This window comes from Plantibacter cousiniae (nom. nud.) (assembly GCF_977070315.1).
Genome location: NZ_CDRVEU010000001.1, coordinates 249,549 through 268,688, shown reverse-complemented (window position 1 = coordinate 268,688; position 19,140 = coordinate 249,549). Strand labels below are relative to the sequence as shown.

At 56.0% G+C, this 19,140-nt stretch carries 15 protein-coding genes; 4 read left to right on the top strand and 11 right to left on the bottom strand.

What is annotated here, in order from left to right; genetic code table 11:
• Position 1: 1 nt before the first annotated feature.
• The gene (locus ACW55A_RS01230) at positions 2–1,906 is read left to right on the top strand and encodes a UvrD-helicase domain-containing protein (RefSeq protein WP_122686222.1); all 1,905 of its coding nucleotides are present in this window, start codon (positions 2–4) and stop codon (positions 1,904–1,906) included.
• Between the two features lie 41 nt (positions 1,907–1,947).
• On the opposite strand, the gene ACW55A_RS01225 is transcribed toward ACW55A_RS01230, so the two are convergent.
• From ACW55A_RS01225 to ACW55A_RS01215, 3 genes are all read right to left on the bottom strand, one after another.
• Positions 1,948–2,943 (bottom strand): hypothetical protein, encoded by a 996-nt coding sequence (locus ACW55A_RS01225; protein ID WP_498810344.1) that lies wholly within the window; start codon positions 2,941–2,943, stop codon positions 1,948–1,950.
• Positions 2,944–3,399: 456 nt separating this feature from the next.
• Entirely contained in the window at positions 3,400–4,953 is a 1,554-nt protein-coding gene (locus tag ACW55A_RS01220; protein ID WP_410934890.1) for a hypothetical protein, read from the bottom strand.
• Positions 4,946–9,814, bottom strand: a complete 4,869-nt coding sequence (locus tag ACW55A_RS01215; RefSeq protein ID WP_498810342.1) for an AAA domain-containing protein — start codon at positions 9,812–9,814, stop codon at positions 4,946–4,948. Before ACW55A_RS01215 ends, ACW55A_RS01220 begins: the two co-directional genes overlap by 8 nt.
• 298 nt (positions 9,815–10,112) lie before the next feature.
• On the opposite strand from ACW55A_RS01215, the gene yejK reads away from it, so the two are divergent.
• Together yejK and ACW55A_RS01205 are read left to right on the top strand one after the other, a co-directional pair.
• Positions 10,113–10,859, top strand: a complete 747-nt coding sequence (gene yejK / locus ACW55A_RS01210; protein ID WP_498810611.1) for a nucleoid-associated protein YejK — start codon at positions 10,113–10,115, stop codon at positions 10,857–10,859.
• A gap of 5 nt (positions 10,860–10,864) precedes the next feature.
• A complete protein-coding gene (locus ACW55A_RS01205; RefSeq protein ID WP_455807873.1) occupies positions 10,865–11,215 on the top strand; it encodes a glutaredoxin family protein in 351 nt (116 codons plus the stop codon).
• 61 nt (positions 11,216–11,276) lie between these two features.
• Here the strand turns inward: ACW55A_RS01205 and ACW55A_RS01200 are convergent, their stop codons facing one another.
• The 4 genes from ACW55A_RS01200 to ACW55A_RS01185 form a co-directional block, all read right to left on the bottom strand.
• Complete coding sequence (locus ACW55A_RS01200) at positions 11,277–12,209, bottom strand: glutathione S-transferase family protein (protein ID WP_122241542.1); 933 nt, start codon at positions 12,207–12,209, stop codon at positions 11,277–11,279.
• A gap of 64 nt (positions 12,210–12,273) precedes the next feature.
• A complete protein-coding gene (locus ACW55A_RS01195; protein WP_003365356.1) occupies positions 12,274–12,615 on the bottom strand; it encodes a GIY-YIG nuclease family protein in 342 nt (113 codons plus the stop codon).
• The gene (locus ACW55A_RS01190) at positions 12,608–13,099 is read right to left on the bottom strand and encodes a nuclear transport factor 2 family protein (protein ID WP_003365358.1); all 492 of its coding nucleotides are present in this window, start codon (positions 13,097–13,099) and stop codon (positions 12,608–12,610) included. The genes ACW55A_RS01195 and ACW55A_RS01190 overlap by 8 nt, the downstream gene beginning before the upstream one ends.
• Before the next feature lie 87 nt (positions 13,100–13,186).
• Positions 13,187–13,630 (bottom strand): winged helix-turn-helix transcriptional regulator, encoded by a 444-nt coding sequence (locus ACW55A_RS01185; RefSeq protein WP_003365360.1) that lies wholly within the window; start codon positions 13,628–13,630, stop codon positions 13,187–13,189.
• A gap of 48 nt (positions 13,631–13,678) precedes the next feature.
• Here ACW55A_RS01185 and ACW55A_RS01180 point away from each other — a divergent pair, with 48 nt between their 5' ends.
• Positions 13,679–14,617 carry an aromatic alcohol reductase gene (locus ACW55A_RS01180; RefSeq protein ID WP_003433615.1) on the top strand — a complete coding sequence of 313 codons (939 nt, stop codon included), beginning with the start codon at positions 13,679–13,681 and terminating at the stop codon, positions 14,615–14,617.
• Positions 14,618–14,659: 42 nt separating this feature from the next.
• Here ACW55A_RS01180 and ACW55A_RS01175 read toward each other — a convergent pair whose 3' ends face one another.
• The 4 genes from ACW55A_RS01175 to ACW55A_RS01160 all read right to left on the bottom strand — a co-directional run bounded on the left by ACW55A_RS01175 (position 14,660) and on the right by ACW55A_RS01160 (position 19,121).
• Positions 14,660–15,904, bottom strand: a complete 1,245-nt coding sequence (locus ACW55A_RS01175; protein WP_003365364.1) for a CynX/NimT family MFS transporter — start codon at positions 15,902–15,904, stop codon at positions 14,660–14,662.
• A 152-nt stretch (positions 15,905–16,056) separates the two neighbouring features.
• Positions 16,057–16,821 (bottom strand): amino acid ABC transporter ATP-binding protein, encoded by a 765-nt coding sequence (locus ACW55A_RS01170; RefSeq protein WP_003365366.1) that lies wholly within the window; start codon positions 16,819–16,821, stop codon positions 16,057–16,059.
• Between the two features lie 10 nt (positions 16,822–16,831).
• Positions 16,832–17,929 (bottom strand): amino acid ABC transporter permease, encoded by a 1,098-nt coding sequence (locus tag ACW55A_RS01165; RefSeq protein WP_003433619.1) that lies wholly within the window; start codon positions 17,927–17,929, stop codon positions 16,832–16,834.
• A gap of 10 nt (positions 17,930–17,939) precedes the next feature.
• Positions 17,940–19,121, bottom strand: coding sequence for an amino acid ABC transporter permease (locus tag ACW55A_RS01160; protein WP_003365371.1), 1,182 nt, complete (start codon positions 19,119–19,121; stop codon positions 17,940–17,942).
• Between the last annotated feature and the right edge of the window lie 19 nt (positions 19,122–19,140).

Sequence of the window (19,140 nt, the reverse complement as noted above, 5' to 3'; positions counted from 1 at the left end):
TATGGCCGTTTCGTCACTTCGAGTTCGACCAGAAGATTGGACGCCGATTGGGGTAAAATCTCTTGAAGCCAATGCTCTTAAAGTCGTCAGAGCGGGCATAAATCAATCCGTCATAGCTGGCCCAGGGGCAGGTAAAACCGAGCTACTGGCACAGCGTGCTGCCTTTTTACTCCAGACGGAGGCCGCACCAACGCCCCGGCGGATCCTCGCGATTAGTTTTAAACGCGACGCAGCCTCCAATCTAGCTGCTCGCGTCCGTAAACGTTGCCATAGCAGTCACGCCAGCCGATTCGACTCTATGACTTTTGACGCATTTGCAAAAGGGCTTCTGGACCGCTTCGGCCAAGCGTTACCCGAATTCTGGCGGCCACGCCCAGGTTACGAGATAACTACATACTACGAGAGAGATTATAGAAATTTTCTAGATCTAATTGCGGGATCTCCTCCAGGGGATATAGGTACGAAAGCCTCTCTGCGCGCGATTGGGGCGAAGTCGTTCGAGCGAAAGCACCTGCTGGGAGCCCCCCTACCCGTTGCGGCTTGGCCTAAGCCCGACGTCGCTCAATGGGCGATGGCGCGTTTTTGGCACTATTCACTACACGAAGGCAAGAAGAGTGTATTGACGTTCCCTATGATCGGCCGACTAGTAGAGCTCCTACTTCGAATCAACCCTATGGTGCGGGAGGCACTGCGACTCACGTATTCGCACTTATTCATGGATGAATTTCAAGACACAACTCAGGTTCAATACGATCTTGTGCATACAATTTTCTGTGGCACTGACACAGTCGTTACTGCTGTAGGTGACAACAAGCAGCAGATCATGCGCTGGGCATTGGCCATGGATGATCCCTTCTCCGAGTTTGACGCAGATTTTGGGGGACTTCGAACGACACTCTTCAACAACTATCGATCATCCCCTGACTTGGTTCGTATCCAGCACGTGCTAGCTCAGGCATTAGATTCAGGCGCGATGGAGCCGATATCCCAAACCGAAGGTACGATTGATGGGGAGAGCTGCGTAATCCTCGACTTTCGAAGCCCAAAAAATGAAGCGCGACATCTGGCTAAAACTATTTCAGCGGCCATTGCTGACAAGAAACTGCTCCCTCGCGATTTTGTCGTACTCGTTCGGCAGAAGGCCGGGGACTACGCAGATGTATTGAGACCAGCTTTTGAAGCTGAAGGCCTTTCACTAAGAAATGAGGCTGGAACTGCTGGACAAATCATGTTGCAGGAGTTGATGACCGAGGATCTGTCTAAGCACTTAGTTTCGCTTCTCCGTCTCGCAATGAACCCGCGCGCTGGACGCCACTGGTCTAACTGCCAGACATGGCTCGCTTTATTGCGCGGCGTGGCAGCCGATGAACCTGGCGCTCAGCAAAAACTAGCGACTGACTTGGACGCGTTCGCAAGAGCCCTCAGCGCGAACTACCCCACCCCTCCAGGCGATGAAGCTACATCAAGGTCATTGGTGACCGAGGTGCTGAACTTCTTAGGCCGTGAGCGTCTTAGCAGCTCCTATCCTAGCTATGCACACGGGGACTGGCTAGACACGGTTATAGATTCTGCAGTGAAACATTTATTAGATTGCTCTTTAAACAGTATCGACTGGTGCGCCACCCTAGATGCCTATGAAGGTCTCCACGCCGTACCACTTATGACCATTCACAAAAGTAAGGGGCTTGAATACCACACGGTCATATTCGTGGGCTTGGACGATGGTGCGTGGTGGAGCTTCTCTAATGATCAGATCGAAGCTACAGCAGGCTTTTTTGTCGCATTTACCAGAGCCAAGCAACGAGTCATCTTCACATACTGCAAGGATCGCGGTACTAGAACTAAAATCGCAACGCTTTACAATCTCCTAGAGCTAGCTGGAGTACGGATAACCTCTGTTTACTAGGCGTTAGTAGCAACGAAGTGGCGAAAGTGCGTTAGTCATAGCTAACGCACTGAATTATTATGGCAGGCCAAGAAATCACACCACAGATCAGGAGGCCTGTGCCGACTTGGCCGAAAACCCTTAGCGCATGCGATGGGTTTTAATTTTTTTTGTGCCTCTCTCTCGCTCAGCACCAAGGACTCCATCACAAACAAGGTTAGGTTCCTCATGCAGTTTTCAAGCGCATCACAAAAAGTCAAGCGATGAGTTTCCTGAGCTTCAACTACAAGTGGTTCGAAGCTATCAAGGAATAGACTCCTCTCAAGAATATACTCGTCATCTTGAAAGGTCCCAAAAATAGCCTCTAGAGATTCATCTAGTTTTTTAGCATAAGCTACAGTGTAATAACTCCCATGATGCACTAGGCGATTCCTGATGAGATTAAGCAAACTCCAGGTTTTTGAAAGAGTCTCAAAATTTGCAAAAAACTTACTACGCTCCGCTAGCTTAATCGTGAAAATATCAAAAATCTTCTTGGCTTCTAGGACCTCTCTCAACTGCCGGGAGATTGCTTCTGCCGCAGAAGACTTTTCTCCGCCTACTTTACGACCAATTTCATTCCAATGAAGCCTGCTCAAGGTTTCCTCAAATAGGCCAAAGTAGCTCAAGTAAGCCGAGGAATTCAGAGCCGCCAATATAAGCTCTCTATTAGATAGCCCTACCTCATTGGAGCGCTCCTCAAAAATGTTACTGAAAAATGTTCGACCCTCATTATCTTGAACCATTATGCCTGGGTCGATCATAGCTGCGCGGGAATAATCGCGGAATATTTTTCGCCTGTGCTCGGAGCGTTCTGGCAGTTTCTGGATAAATTCATTAACGTCAGTATCTATATCTTCCCGGCTGCAACCCTCATAAGGGCCTGGCGTTAAAACCCCCTGAGAAAATACAGCGGGAACGGTGATCAGCGTATAACTTATCAAGAAGTTTTTGTAGTAGTAAGGGTCATTTGACTTGGCAGGTAGAACATCACAAAGAAAACTTGCAATTGGAAGCATAAACCTTATCCCTAGTTTATTGGTTTCGAAATTCCCTGTCGCGCCATACCTTCACAAAGACAAACTAAGGCGCAACGCAGCTCACCAATCCATATTAAAGCATTTCCCGTGCAATAGGTTACTGATTGGTATCCGTCCGGCCAAGTCATCTAGTGGAAGAAAGCAACTGCCTCTTCCGATCAACGCACATTATGGCGATGGCTGAGGTCGTCTTTGATGATGCAACAAGGTCAAGCGGTGGCTGTGGAAGCCCAAGAGGCGTTTGTTTGGTTCGACACCAATGCAGTCGCCCACAACTCAGCAAGGGACAAGCCAGTTTGAAAAAATATTGTTTCACGTCTCTGAAGGCTTCGCGTTATGACTCCGTGACGGATAATAGTGACTGAGCCACCCTCTTCCTGCCTCAATGTGGAGGCCAAGCCATAAATACTATTGCTATATAAGTTCATTAGGGTTTCATGGTGCAGTGACAGAGCGATCAAGAAGAAAGAAATCGCTCACATCTGCGTCGTTGAACCAGAACCCGCGCCCTTCAGGCGTGCTGCCGTTTCTCCGACCTGCCCCATAGAGCGACGAAGTCAAGACAACCTGAATAAACTCCACCATCTTCTGCAGCTTTGCATCGGACTGGCTCACAAACCCTAAGGGCACGTTGTACCGGTCTGCGCTTGGCACTACCCATTGGTACGTCGCCGCGCCGAAGATGCCTGGGATCAGTAGAACTTCGAAACACTCCTGCTTGGGTTGGTATGGGCCAAGAAATACGCGACTGAAACCTGCATCGAGTAGATGACGTGCGCGCTTGACGAGGCGATCCCTATGTTCCTCTTGGCGGCAGGGCGCAATGGCAACGACTTCCAGCGTTGTGCCCAAGCTCTCTTTGAGCGCAGCCTGGATGCTGTCAATTAGATCGCGAACCAGGCTAGTGCGCCCCCATAGATCAGAGTCCGGGATAGTCCAGAAGATAGCCGCTGGCCGCTCAAATTTTGTAGCCCGCTTGGATGCAGCGAGGGCTTCACTCAGTCCATCCAAAAAACGGGACTGGCATTTGGGCATATACGGAGCACCAAGAAGCGCTTGGCTATTGCCAGCATCATACATTTCGCCGTTCGCCTGGCCATGCACATCGCGTACATACCGCCCAAAGTCAATCACCTGGTCTTTCCGCAGGCCGATTCGCCCGTCAGGTTTGATTAATGTGGTTCTCTCCCCACTAGCCTGCGCGGGCAGCAAATATCGCGAGAGCAGTTCATCGTCGAAGAGCTCAATGAAAGTGCGCAGGTGATTGGTCCGGGTTGAGAGGGCGGCGATCCGGTCGGATGTTAGGGTCCGCACCTGCGAGCGTAGTGACTCAGGCAGAAGTTCGAACTGCGTGTCGATTTCAAACGCGACGTTGCCCTCGACGTCTACTTCGAAGTGGACGGGAAGGGGGACGCTGAACGGGCGCCCAGCGCGAATCTCGTCCACTTTGTAGCAAGCGTAAGCGCGCTTGTTTTCATCTTCCTGTTCGAAGCGTTCGATATCGATGAAATGCTTGTGAAACGCGGCCTCTGCCCTATCAATTGTCTTGCCTTCTGTAGGGTCGTCAGTGTTCCAATTAAGCTCCAAGGCATTGTCCCAGTAGCTGCTCGATAGCGCCTTGGGCAGTGGCGTGTAACTCAACAGTTCGAAGACGGGTCGGCTTTGCCGCTCAGCGATTCTTGTGAAGCGCGGCATTCCTTCTGATGAGCCCGCGAAGCGCGATTCAGCATAGGAGGTTAATGAAATGCGTCCATGGGTCTCCCCAACGAGACCTTCCTCTCGCAAGAGTTCAAGCAGATTCCGGACCTCGCTCGCGGAGAGGCCAAAATACTCTCGCAGCGCCCCAACCTCCAGAGGACCGCTCAGGTGCAGTAAACGCACTGCGAAGTCCGTCATGACGGGAACCTGGCGGTCGATTGAGACATGACAACGCACGCTGAAAAGCTGCGCCGGAATCGCTACTGCGACGGTATTGAAACGCTCACGCATTGGACAGGCTCCGCTTCAATTCTTTGGATGGTACAAACGTGGCCAGTTTTTTCTCCGCGAGGCATTCGACTTCGTCGAGCACGCTTTTCATCGGTGTTTTCGTCCGGGAGCGCCACATCGCCGAGGAGGTCACGATCACAAGCCGGTCCTTTGCTCGAGACATGGCAACGTTGATGCGCTCTGGATCGCTTAAAAAACCAACGTTCTCGTTGGTGTCATTGCGCACAACCGAAAGCACGATGATACGATTTTCCTTGCCCTGGTAGCTGTCAACAGTACCCACTGAGAAGCAGTGACGAAGCCCGGATGCCCATTCAGCTTGCTCGAGCTTATTCAGGATCAAGTCGCGCTGATCTGAGTACATAGCGATGACTCCGATTATGGGCTCGTGGACACCTTCCTGCGCTTGGACCGCCTCCAAGAAATCAACTGAGGTTAGAATTGCTCGAACCACTTCCACCACAGCCAAGGCTTCCTGCTCGTTCACGAGCGCACCTTCGTGAGTACCAGCGGAACGGTGGAAAGCCTCTCGGCCCTGATCTTGGGTATCTACCCACACAACCTGCGAGGCGAGAAATTCGGGCAGCTTCTCGTACTCTGCCCCTGGAGGCGCACGTCCCACCTCAAGTGCATCCGCGTAGAAGCAGTGCGATACAAGTCGGTTGATGTGCTCCGCCATACGGTATTGCACGCGTAGTGTTCTTCCCACCGACTGGCCGTAATTCGATGAAAACGCACGTTGGAAATTGTTCATCCGCCGGAAGTCCTTTCGCTGCATCCCTAATAGGGCTGACGCTTGGTCCTCAACGGCGCGGGGGTACGACGGCGGCAGTTGTAAGTGATCGCCCACCAGTAGCACGCGCTTACCCGCTTGCATCGCGACAACGAGTTCCATCGGCGATGCCCGTGCGGCCTCGTCGACGATGACCCAATCGTAGGGAACTTCTGTGATGCCCAATGCCTGCTTGCCAACTCCTACGCAGGTGCCTGCCACAATGCTGGAGCTGCGCGCAAGGAAAGCTGTGTAGTTGGATCGTGGGCTACGTAGCACCTGGGAAAACTCCATCGACAGATGAGCGATCTGCTCTAACCGAGCGCATTTAGCCGGACTCGGTGAACCGTGCTGTTGAGCCAACGATTCGAGTTTTTTGCCTATTAAGCCACGTAGGCTGGCCGCGTCATTTCCGGTCGATGCCTGAATGCCGAACTGACGCTCCGCGACTTCGACGAACACCCGCCTGAGCCGTCGTAAATGCTCCTTAGCAGAGGAGTCCTTACTATCGGTCTCGTCTATCGCGTGTATAAGACGGTCAATACTTTGGAGCATCGGACCCAGTGCGATGTGAATCTTCGTTGCGGAGCGCACGTAGCCTTCTGGAAGTCCCATAGCCACGCCCGCTGCTCGCACACGATCCGTGATTTCTGCTTCGAAGCTCTCGCGGTAGCGCTGACGTAGCGAATCCTCTTGGACGTTACGGAGCCCGGGCGATACCATTGATTGAAGGCCGATGCGTACCATAGGCACATCCATGCTCGACGCGCGCAGCGAACCAGCCACCTTGTCCATGGCATTGTTCACGGCCTCATGAGATTGGCTAACTAGCAAGATGTTATGCGCGAGCCCTTGCGACAGCAACAGGTGAACAAACGACGCAATGAATTTGGTCTTCCCTGTTCCTGGCGGTCCCTGCAGCAGTGAAATTGGGCCATGGGACAGAGCGGTCCGCAATGCCTCTTCTTGGGAGGAGTTCAGTTCGTATTTGCTGAGGTCACCTAAGTCGATCGCGACGTGGCACTTCGGCATTCGTTCGGTGTCCGGATCGAAGTAGTCAACAAGTGAAGGAATAAGGCTTCCTCCCGCGAGCACGCGCTTCATTGCCGCGACCCGCCGCTCAGACGCTGCCTTTTCGAAGGTACCACGGACGTGCAAGGTGTCTCCTGCCTTCGGCGAGAAGCGTATATTCTTGGAGCGCACCCGCATGACGTCGCGCCCGAGGTCGGGTGAGACCCAGCCAACAGTAAACCATCGCTCGCTGCCGTCGATCGCGCCTACGCCGCGTTCCATCAGTTCGATGCCTTCACCCTCCGAGAAATCGAGTACGCCCGCCTCGCAGTTGAAGGGGATGAGCCACTCCTCGCTATCCGGCGAAAATTGCTTCGCCCCCTGCCGTACCGTAATCTTTATGACGTTCATCTCATCGGTATCGGATAGCGCGGTCCAGAGTGCTGTAGCCGATACTTTTTGCGAGGTCGAGCCCCCAGACTGGCGTGCGTAGGGGTCAACACCGAATACCGGCGCCGCGTCATTGCCTTCCAGATCGTCCAGAACATTCACGCGGTAGAGTTCGTACAGCAAACCGGCGAGTGCGGTGACGTCGGTCTCCTCCGCAAAGGTGACTTGAATCTCTCCGCTCAGAGAGAAGGCCTTGCTGCGGTGGGCACTGACGAAATCGATATGGTCGACATCCTTAACCGCGCAGCCAAGCACAGCGTCCTCTTTTGGGTCGTATTTGATGTAGAGTTCTTGCCGCACTCCGACGATGTTAAATCGAACGTGCCCAGTCTCGGGATGCCGGGTCGCGCGTACCGAGTATTCGCCATTGTTGGAGACCAAATCCAAAGACGAAGAATCATTACGACCGCGGCGCTTTAGGATTGCCTTGAACGTTGAGATTGAACGCTGCTTTGGGTATAGCTCGCCCTGCAGCGTTTCGGCGAGCAGGTCCAGCGGCGGCAATGTGTCTACCAGCTCAATGGCCCGGTTGACGTCGCTTCGCGTGGCCGCGAAATCCTCAGGCAACAGTGTCAATACAAGCGTGCACACTGCAAACGCGTCACGGTGAAGAGAGGATGCGCACTCCAGAGCCGGAGGCACCGTACCAACCGTTACTCCTTCGTCTCCATCGGCGCTTAGGTCTGGGATGTCTACCAGCACGACCTGCGGCAGCTGTGCCTCCGCCGTCTGCGACACGATGATGTTGTCCGCTTTCACATCGCCGTGGGACAGCCCCAAGATATGAAGACGCTGCACGGCATTAAGCACTGCGTGCGCGACGAGCGCACGATGCCGCCCCTCTGGGTTGTTTGACAGCCACTCGGTTAGCGTCTCACCTTCTGCCCATCGCGTTACCAACATTAAGCCAAACATGCTCAAGCCGAAATCCAAGACTTCCGGGGCTGCATCGAACCCTGACTGCCGCATAGACCTAGCCTGCTGAAGGAAAGCGAGCAGACGAAGACTGCGGGCTAGGTACTTCGGGTCGTACTTGAGTTGTGGCCAGCACTTCACCAGTACCCGCTCACCGTTCTGCTCCGACTCGTAAACCATCTTGGTGGGATGAGTCGAAATAGTATGCTTAATGGGGAAGGTTATCAGGCTGGCGTCAGTCTCGTAGCCCTCAAAATCTCCAGCACAGACGTCTGTTCCAGCATCAACCGACAAACAATCGTTCAACGCGTCGAGCGCCTCGGAAGCATTGCGATAGCGCGTTTTAGGATCCAGGTCCATGGCTTTTGCGTACCACGGCGCCAGAGCTGGGACGACGAGTGTAACTGCATCGTCGTAGACCGGTACGTTGTTGAGTCGCTCTAACTCTTGGCTCTCCAGCATCTCGTAGACCAGCACCCCAAGCAGGAATACGTCGCGAGCGAAGGGGTCAATTGAGCGAGCTTGTGCAGCGACGCCTTCATCTTCCGGCAGTTCGATAGACCCGGTTTCTAGCTCGATACGATGAACGCCTACGGTCTGTGCCTGGGGCACCCGCGCGGCAGCAAATGTAGACAGGATCACACGGGACGGTTCGACCACCCACAGCGTACGTTTAGTGATGTCGCGATGAGCAATCCCCAGTGCGTGTAGTTTCGAGAAGCGTGCCAGGATGCTTTTAGCCAGTAAGCGTCGATCTTGCTCGCTCTTGTTGCTGTTGCGCTCTAAGTGCTCGGAGAGACGTTCAATACCCGTAGGAAGTCGGTACGCTTCGATGAAGTTAGTAGTGATGTCGTCAGCCGTCGCCGAACCGACCGGTTCTAGCAAATCTTCGTGAAGCTCAGGGGCTTGGACACGTAGCGCCTCGTTCAAGCGTAGCTCGCGAAGGCCGATTGTCTGTCGCTCGACGGTGGACGTGCCGCCGGCGGCAAGCTCTTCAAAATTCCACTTACGCAGTAGCGCTTTTGAACTTCGGTTCTCCTGATGCTCGGCGAGGAACTCCGACCAAATATTGCGTGGGTGTACGTAGTCCGCCTGATCCTCAATCTGCTCAAAGCCATGCAGTACGGTGCGACGTTTGAGCACTGACGGGTTGAAATTAGAAAAAATGGTGTTGTACTTCTGAAGGTGTGGCAAGGGGTTTGCGGAGCGATAGGTCCATTTAGAAGGAATATCGGGGAAGCGCGTCTCGTAGCGTGTCCTTTCGGAAGCCGTACGAACGAACTCGGGGAGCGTTGTGACGAAGCGCAGCTGCTCATCTGGAAAGCTAATCAACCGGCACTTTGGATGACACAACACTACCAGCGACTCAATGAAGGGCACCTTCAGGGAAGGAATCTTCTCCTGAATGAGCTGCTTCAAAGCACGGGCCTTGTTGTCTGTTGTATCGACAGGCGACGGCATGGGAGCCCCGCGATGAAACCACTGACCGGACGAATACGTAATGTCGCCGGACCAGTTTTTTAACTCTACTACCAGGATCCTATTGCTTGTCAGCAACAGCAAATCGATATCGAGTGGTTGCTTGGAACCTCGCGTCACCAACCGAAATGCTGCATAGGCTCCCCATTCGCGGGGTAGCTTCGCTTCGAGCTCGCGCAAGGCGGCATGCTCGACCTCCAAAACTCCTCGAGGGCTGAGATAGTTGATACGCAAGAGACCTCCCTATCCTAATTTATTCGCCAGCCATCAACCCTTGAAGACTCGCTCAACACTTGCATTGTGCCATTACGCTCACGAGCTGTGCCATAACGCATTGGAAGACCTTTAGATCCGAATCAAGCACCAGGCATGCCATCTGAATGGAACAGACTCTACCTGACGGCAGCTCAAGCAGAATGGATTTCCGTGTAGCAGCCATCTTTTTAAGTTAAAGCCACTGACCTTCTCTCAAAAGAATTCCGAAAAATAGTTACATGAGGTAAATAACTGATTTACATTAGATAAACCACATATAACAGTTAGGGAGGTTCCGGAACTCATGGAAGAATCCAATCTGTCAGTGGGTGGCCACGTGCTGTTTGCCCATTATCAGCAAGGCATGACCGACTACCTGGCCATCGCCCTGCTGCACCACAGCGAAGGCGTGGCAGTGAATGCCGAACTGGACGTGACCCCGTCCCGACACCTGGACCTTGGCCAATTGCACCTCGCCGCCCGGATCAATATTTCCGAGTGGCAGAACAACAAACAGTCCAAGCAATACATCTCGTTCATCAAGGGCAAGAACGGCAAGAAGGTTTCCGAGTACTTCCGCGACTTCATCGGTTGCCAGGAAGGCGTGGATGGCCCCGGCGAAACCCGCACCCTGCTCAAGGCGTTCAGTGATTTCGTTGAAAGCGAAGACCTGCCGGAAGAATCGGCTCGCGAGAAGACCAAGACCTTGGTCGACTACGCCAGCAGTCAGAGCAAGATGGGCGAACCGATGGGCCTGGAAGAGCTGTCCGAGCTGATCGACGAAGATCGTCCGCGCGCGTTCTATGATCACATCCGCAACAAGGATTACGGCCTGTCCCCGGAAATACCGGCGGATAAGCGCACCCTCAACCAGTTCCGCCGCTTCACCGGCCGCGCCGAGGGCCTGTCGATCAGTTTTGAGGCCCACCTGTTGGGCGACAAGATCGAATACGACGAAACCGCCGGCACCCTGATCATCAAGGGGCTGCCGACGCAACTGACCGACCAGTTGAAGCGGCGGTAATCAACATGCTGCTGCGCACCCTGAAGAAGTTCGCCCTGATCATGCTGGTGGTGGTGATTTACCAGAACTGGGGCAGGATCGAGAATTTCGTCAACCCTCCCCCGGCAGACGTCGCGCAGCGCTACAGCCAGGCAAAAGTGGTGATGTACGCCACCGACTGGTGCGGCTACTGCAAGCAGACCCGGCGTTTTCTGGACAACAAGGGGATTGCGTATCAGGAGTTCGACATCGAGAAGTCGGAAGAAGGCCGCAAGGCCTATGAAGCGCTGGGCGGCAGAGGCATCCCGCTGATCGACGTCAACGGCACGCTGATCAGGGGGTTTGACCCGGATCAGATACTGGCGGCGCTGAAGTAGCCTACCTGACTATTGTGCCAATGCTCTGCGTCCTCCTTGCGACGCAGAGCATCGTAGAACCTCAGCGCTTCTCGATCCGATAGCCCATTCTCGGGAAGTGTACGTGCACGACACCTGCACGTTCGTCCTCGCGGCGCAGGATCAGTTCTTCGCGGCCGGTAAATACCAGCTCGCCCTCAACCGCTTCGACGCCATAGTCGACTGCAGAAACCGCGACCTTGTCGCCTGCCTTGAAGCCATTTGGATCGACGAAGGTTTCATCCGGCAACGACGCAGGCGTGGCGTTTCTGGCGATGTCGATGGCATCTGCCGAGCTCAGGTCGCTGAACGTGCCATGGCCAAAACCCAGCACACGATCGAGCCAGGCCCTGACACTCGGATAATCATCGACAAAGGGTGCAGTGACCGGCGTCTGCTTGAGAAACCACAATGTATGGGCGACCGAGAAATCGGCAATCGACGGTACGCCGAACAGGAAGTCACCGCCGTGCGAGAGTTGCAGTTCCAGACGCGACATCAGCGTAGGCCATTGGTGTTTGACCTGCTCCACAGGCGGGCGCGACGCAGTGCCGCCGTTGAACAGCGTCGAACGGTCGGCGACGAACGCCTTGGCGGCGTCTGGCGGCACCTTGGCAAAGCGCACAGCCATTGATTCAGGCTGAAACACCAGGCTCACGGCATGCATGAACAACACCGAATCGGCCCAGGCGGCCAGGCCGGCAACCGTGAACTCCTGCCCCTTCGGATAAAACGCCGGCGACGCTTTTTCCTGCTCCAGACGCCGCGCCATCAGCGCAGTGTCACAGTAGATGTCCGCACCCGCCTGCAACACCGGGGTTCTGCGATAACCGCCCGTCAATGCAGTCAGGTCAGGCTTGGGCATGATCGAAGGGATAGTCACCGAACGCCATGTGAGGCCTTTGAAGCCCAGCATCAGGCGGGCTTTTTCGGCGAACAGCGACGTGGGGTAGTGGTGAAGGATCAACTCGGACATGTTCAGCCTCTGTGCACATGGGAAAAACACAGCTTAACCCGCAGCACCCTGCCCGCACACAGCTTCAAACTGATGGGACGGCATCACGCTCATGGATCGATGACGTTGCGTAGCTGGCAGCCAACGCCTCTTTGGCGCTTTTTTTGAGCTTCTTGATCAGCCGCTCATGGCGCAACGCCTCGCCCTTGCTGGGCCATTGTTCAACGTAGACCAGTGCCATCGCCGGACTCGAAGAGAAAAAGCGCGCGCCCTTGCCGCTCTGGTGCATAGCGAATCGGCGCTGCGGATCATCACTGATGCCACAGTACAGCGAGCCGTTGGCAGCGCGCACCAGATAGACAAACCAGGGTTTGCCGACCGCCTGTTCGGCAGTCGGCGCACTCGCGGTGCTGGCAACCTCAGGCACGGCGATTCTCTGAAAAGGTCTTCAGACCCTTGAGCGCCTGAGCCCTCACGGCATTGCGTACCAAAGGCGTCCAGCCAAGCAACAGGCCCTTCAAACCCAGTGCCTGACGCGACCAGCGCCATATGTCGAAATGATCGTGATGCTCGCAGATCTTGCCATCGCGGAACACGAACCGGGCCTGAATATCGTTCACCACCGTGCGCCCGGTCTGGCTGAACAGGTACGTCGCCACCCAGTGCGCACTGCCAGTCTGGTCATCGGCTCGCACCTGATCGAAGACCACCGAGAAATTCTTCGCCCGGGAAGTCAGCATGCGCCACATGTCGCCGACCTGAGCGCCACGCAATTCACCAAAGGCCGGGTCGCTGAACAGCACGTCATCGGTATAACAGGCACTCATCGCCTCGGCATCCAGCTGCGCAAACGCCTCATAAAAGCGGGTGATCAGTGCGCTGTTGGCCTGACTTTGTTCCTCGTAGTTCATGCGTGCACATCCCTTGGCGAATTATCCGTGCACGATAAGCGGCGCCGCTGAAAATGGCGAGGGTTGATGGCGCATCAGCCATCACTTTTACCTGTCCGGATAACGATTTCGCGCTGCACTGAACGCCTCTGAATTTTCAATCACCCAAGTCCACAGCGGAATCATTTGTACCAGCAGCCCCATGCCCAGGTCGGTCAACGAATATTCCACCCTGAGCGGCTTCTCGCAGTAGTCATGACGGGTGATCAACCCGTCCTGTTCAAGCTGGCGCAAGGTATGAGTGAGCATGCGCTGAGTGACACCGTGCAGCTTTCGGCGCAATTCGGCATGGCGCAAAGGGCTGCTGACGCCGAGGGCATGTACCACGCCCAATGACCACCGGTTTCCGGCGTGGCCGAGAATATCGCGCTTGAGACCATCCTCATCATCGCTGAGCGCAGCACAGGCCGCTTCGGAGCGTCTGACCACTTCCTGCGCGTCCAGCCCGCCCGGTATCACCGATGTGCCTACTTTTTGTATGTCGACAGGCATGCCAGCATCTCTCCCGCCTGAATTGAAAGACTGTCCAAAGGGGTCACCATGCAAGCCGATAACGCAAACGTCAAACAACGCATTCTGGTAATAGGCGCAGGAGAGCTTGGGCTCGCCGTGCTGCGAGGGCTGGTCGAGAAAGCCGGAGCATATGACTTGAGCATTGCCGTGCTGCTACGCCAGAGCAGCTTGAGCACTCAAGCGCCCGCCAAGCGTGTGGAAATCGAAGAAATCCGCGCGCTGAACATTGCCATCGAAACCGCCGATCTGGCCGATGCCACCGTGGACGAACTAGCCACTGTCATGAAGCGCTATGACACGGTAATCAGTTGTGCGGGTTTTGCCGCTGGCCGGGGCACTCAACGCAAACTGACCGATGCGGCGCTCAAGGCCGGCATAAAACGCTACCTGCCCTGGCAATTCGGCGTTGACTACGACCTTATCGGCCGGGGCAGCCCTCAGGATCTGTTCGATGAGCAACTCGATGTACGAGAAAAGCTGCGCGCCCAGCAGCAAACCGAGTGGGTAATCGTTTCGACCGGTATGTTTACAAGCTTCCTGTTCGAACCCGCGTTCGGTGTCGTCGATCTGCAAGGCGGTCGGATCAATGCGCTGGGCAGCCTCGATACGGCCGTGACAGTCACCACCGCAGAGGACATTGGCAGGCTGACTGCTGCCATCGTGATGCACGAGCCGCGCATAGTGAATCAGGTGGTGTACACCGCTGGCGACACATTGACGTACGCCGGGCTGGCCGATCTTGTGGAGCGTGTCACGGGGCGCGACATCGAGCGGCACGTATGGAGTGTTGCGCAGTTGCAGGCCGATCTGACGGAAATGCCGGATGACAATCTGCGCAAATACCGGGCAGTCTTTGCCATGGGCCGAGGCGTGGCATGGGACGTCGCCCGTACCTACAACGCGAAATCAGGGCTGAGCGTCACCAGTGCCGAACAATGGGCCCTGGCCAATCTGGCTCAGACCTGAAGCAGCTCAAGCCCGGTCCTAACGATCAACAATCATCGAAAATCAAACCTTCTCGCTACTGACCTGCACCTGCAGCGCCCGACCGGCACCCATGCCCGCGATGATGGCGCCCAGCCCGAGTACCGCGAAGATCCAGCCAATCGCGCTCCAGCTGCCGGTCATGTCATGCACCACGCCCACGGCAAACGGGCCGGTCGAGGCGATGGTGTAGCCGAAGCCTTGCGCCATGCTCGACAGATTGGCAGCGACATGTGAGTCACGCGAGCGCAGGACGATCAAGGCCAGCGCCAGACTGAACGTGCCGCCCTGCCCGATCCCCAGCAGAATCGCCCAGCCCCACAGACCGCCGAGTGGCGCGTACAGGCAGCCGAACAGGCCGATCAGGGTCAGCGACATGACCAGCATAATCGCCAGACGCTGATCCTTGCCGCGTGTGGCCAGATAGGGCACCGCCAGCGCGCTGATGACTTGCGCGATGATCGAGCCGGACAGCAGCAGACCGGCCTGGGTCGGCGTCAGGCCGCGACCGATGAGGATCGACGGCAACCAGCCGAAAACGATGTACGACAGCGACGATTGCAGGCCCATGTACAGCGTGACCTGCCAGGCCAGTGGATCACGCAACAAACCGCGGACCCGGTAGACATCGCGATGCGTGCCATGCACCTCACGCGCCTGCGGAAGCCACAGCGCTGCGGCAATCAGCGCAGGAACCAGCCAGAAACCCAGGCCAATCTGCCAACTGCCACCAACGTACTGACTCAGCGGCACCGTCGAACCCGCTGCAATTGCTGCGCCCAGGCACAAGGCCATGGTGTAGACACCGGTCATGGCTCCGGCCTTGCGCGGGAAATCACGTTTGACGATACCCGGCAGCAGCACGCCGATGATTCCGATGCTCGCGCCCGCCAGCAGACTGCCGGAAAACAGCCCGATCTGGCCAAACAGACTGCGCACTGCCAGACCTGCTGCCAGCGTCAGAAGCACCACCAGAACCACGCGCTCACTGCCAAACCGGCGGGCAAGAATCGGTGCCAGCGGCGCGAACAAGCCCAGACACAGGACCGGCAAGGTGGTCAGCAGTCCGGCTTCGGCGGCGGACATGCCGAGGCTGTCTGAAACTGTATTGAGCAGTGGCGCAATGCTGGACAACGCTGGGCGCAGGTTGAGGGCAACCAGCACCAGGCCCAGCAACAGCAGCCAGGGGCGCTTCAAAGCAGAATGGGGTTGATCGGTAGTCGGTTGGGGGCTGGGTTGAGCCTTGGCAGTCATCAGTTTCTCGGTCATCAGGTATGTCGACCCTTTTCAGGGGGTCGGTATCCTGTTGGAGAATCATCGCGAATACAAGGTTCAGCGTAATTGCATACAACCCGAACAGCACCGACAGGCATAAAAAAACCGGGCACATGGCCCGGTTTCCTTGTTCAGCAGATGTCCACTCAGTGAATGATCTGGCTGAGGAACAGCTTGGTACGGTCGCTCTGCGGGTTATCGAAGAAGTCGTTCGGCGCAGCCTGTTCGACGATTTCGCCCTTGTCCATGAAGATCACCCGGTTTGCCACGGTACGGGCAAAGCCCATCTCGTGGGTTACGCACAACATGGTCATGCCTTCTTCAGCCAGACCGACCATGGTGTCGAGCACTTCCTTGACCATTTCCGGGTCAAGCGCCGAAGTTGGCTCATCGAACAGCATGATTTTCGGCTTCATGCACAAGGCACGGGCAATCGCCACACGCTGCTGCTGACCACCGGAAAGCTGACCCGGAAACTTGTGAGCCTGCTCCGGAATACGCACACGCTCCAGATAGTGCATGGCGATTTCTTCAGCCTTCTTTTTCGGCATGTTACGCACCCACATTGGCGCCAGCGTGCAGTTCTGCAGGATGGTCAGGTGCGGAAACAGGTTGAAGTGCTGAAACACCATGCCCACTTCACGGCGAATGGTTTCGATCTGCTTCAGGTCCGAGGTCAGCTCGGTGCCGTCGACAATGATACGGCCCTGCTGATGCTCTTCCAGACGGTTGAGGCAGCGAATGGTGGTCGACTTGCCCGAACCCGACGGGCCGCACAGCACGATACGTTCACCCTGACGCACATTCAGGTTGATGTCCTTGAGTACATGGAACTGGCCGTACCATTTGTGTACGCCCTCCATGCGGATCATGCCTTCAGCGCCCAGAGGCTTATTGATAACTTCACTCATCACAAAACTCCTAACGCTTGTGGCCTGTGTCCAGCTTACGTTCCAAATGCATGGAATAGCGGGACATACCGAAACAGAAGATCCAGAACACCAGGGCCGCGAAGACGTAGCCTTCAGTGGCCATACCCAGCCATGCCGGGTCGGCGGTAGCCTGCTTGACGCTGTTGAGCAGGTCGAACAGACCGATAATGATCACCAGACTGGTGTCTTTGAACAAGGCAATGAAGGTGTTGACGATGCCGGGAATAACCATCTTCAGCGCCTGCGGCAGGATCACCAGCCCCATGCTGCGCCAGTAACCCAGGCCCATCGCCGAGGCTGCTTCGTACTGGCCCTTGGGAATGGCCTGCATGCCGCCACGCACCACTTCGGCAATGTACGCGGACTGGAACAGGATGACGCCGATCAGCGCACGCAGCAGCTTGTCGAAGTTCATGCCCTCTGGCATGAACAGCGGCAGCATGACCGACGACATGAACAGCACGGTGATCAGCGGCACGCCGCGCCAGAACTCGATGAACGTCACGCACACCACGCGCACAGCGGGCATGTTTGACCGACGACCGAGCGCCAGAACTATACCCAGCGGCAAGGCACCGACGATACCCACGGTAGCGATCACCAGGGTCAGCATCAGACCGCCCCACTGGCTGGTCGGTACGTTGGTCAGACCGAACGCGCCGCCATGCAGCAGGTAGAACGCAACAACCGGATAGATCACCAGGAAGGCGATACCGTAGACAGCCTTGCGCGGAAACTTCGAAATGAACAGCGGCGCAGCGCCGACGATCGCCAGGATAGCGGTCAGGTCGACCCTCCAGCGCAGCTCATTGGGAAAGTAGCCGTACATGAACTGACCGAAGCGCTGCTCGATGAACACCCAGCAGGCGCCCGCCTTGGTGCAGTCTGCCTTGGTCGTGCCGACCCAGTTGGCGTCCAGCAGGGCCCAACTGATGATAGGCGGCACGACCAGATAGATCAGATACAGGGAGAACAGGGTCAGCAGGGTGTTGATCCAGCTGGAGAACAGGTTCTGCCGCATCCACGCCATCGGGCCGAACACTTTGCCCGGTGGTGGCATATCAGGTTTGAAAGTATGAGTTGTCATGCGCTTTTCCTCACCGCTCGATCAGCGCAATGCGCTTGTTGTACCAGTTCATCAGCAGGGAAATGCTGATACTGATCGCCAGGTACACACTCATGGTGATGGCAATGACTTCAATCGCCTGCCCGGTCTGGTTGAGCACCGTACCGGCAAACAGGGAAACCATTTCCGGATACCCGATGGCTGCTGCCAAAGAAGAGTTTTTCGCCAGGTTCAGGAACTGACTGGTCAGCGGCGGAATGATCACGCGCAGCGCCTGCGGAATGATCACCTTGCGCAGCGTCGGCCCAGGACGCAGGCCCAGTGAGCGGGCAGCTTCGGTCTGGCCGTGGCTGACCGACTTGATGCCGGAACGCACGATTTCAGCGATGAACGCCGCGGTGTAGATGGTCAGTGCCAGGGTCAGGGAGATCAGTTCAGGGATCAGCACCCAGCCGCCCGTGAAATTGAAGCCCTTCAATTGTGGCAGTTCCCAATGCACCGGGCTGCCGAAGATCAGCATGCTCAGACCGGGGATGACCAGCAACAATGCCAGGCCGACCCAGAACTTGTGAAACGGCTGACCAGTGGCTTCGAAGCGTTTGTTGGCCCAGCGCACCATCATGACGATGGCGATCACGGCAACAACCAGACTGACCAGGAAAGCCCAGGCGCCTTCGGCAGGCAACGCTCTGGGCATGTTAAGCCCGCGGCTGCTGACGAAGAACATGTCCAGATAACCATGCGCCTGACGCGGACCGGGCAGCGTGAGGAATACGGCGGTGTACCAGAACAGGATTTGCAGCAGTGGCGGAATGTTGCGGAAGACTTCGACATACACGGTGGCCAGCTTGCTGATCATCCAGTTCGGAGACAGGCGAGCGACACCAATGACAAAGCCCAGCAAGGTCGCCAGGACAATACCGATAACCGACACCAGCAAGGTATTCAGCAAACCGATGACGAACACACGGGCATAACTGTCCGCTTCGCTGTAGTCGATCAGGTGCTGAGCAATACCGAAACCGGCACTGTTCTCAAGAAAACCGAAGCCCGAGGTAATACCACGGTGTTGCAGGTTGGTCTGGGTGTTGTCGAAGATGAACCAGCCCAACGCGATCACCGCCACGACAGTGATGATCTGAAATAACCACGCGCGCACTTTCGGATCGCTCAGAGAGAGCTTTTGCTTGGGTGCGACGATTTGCTTTTCCATGAAATGCCCCAGGAAAAAT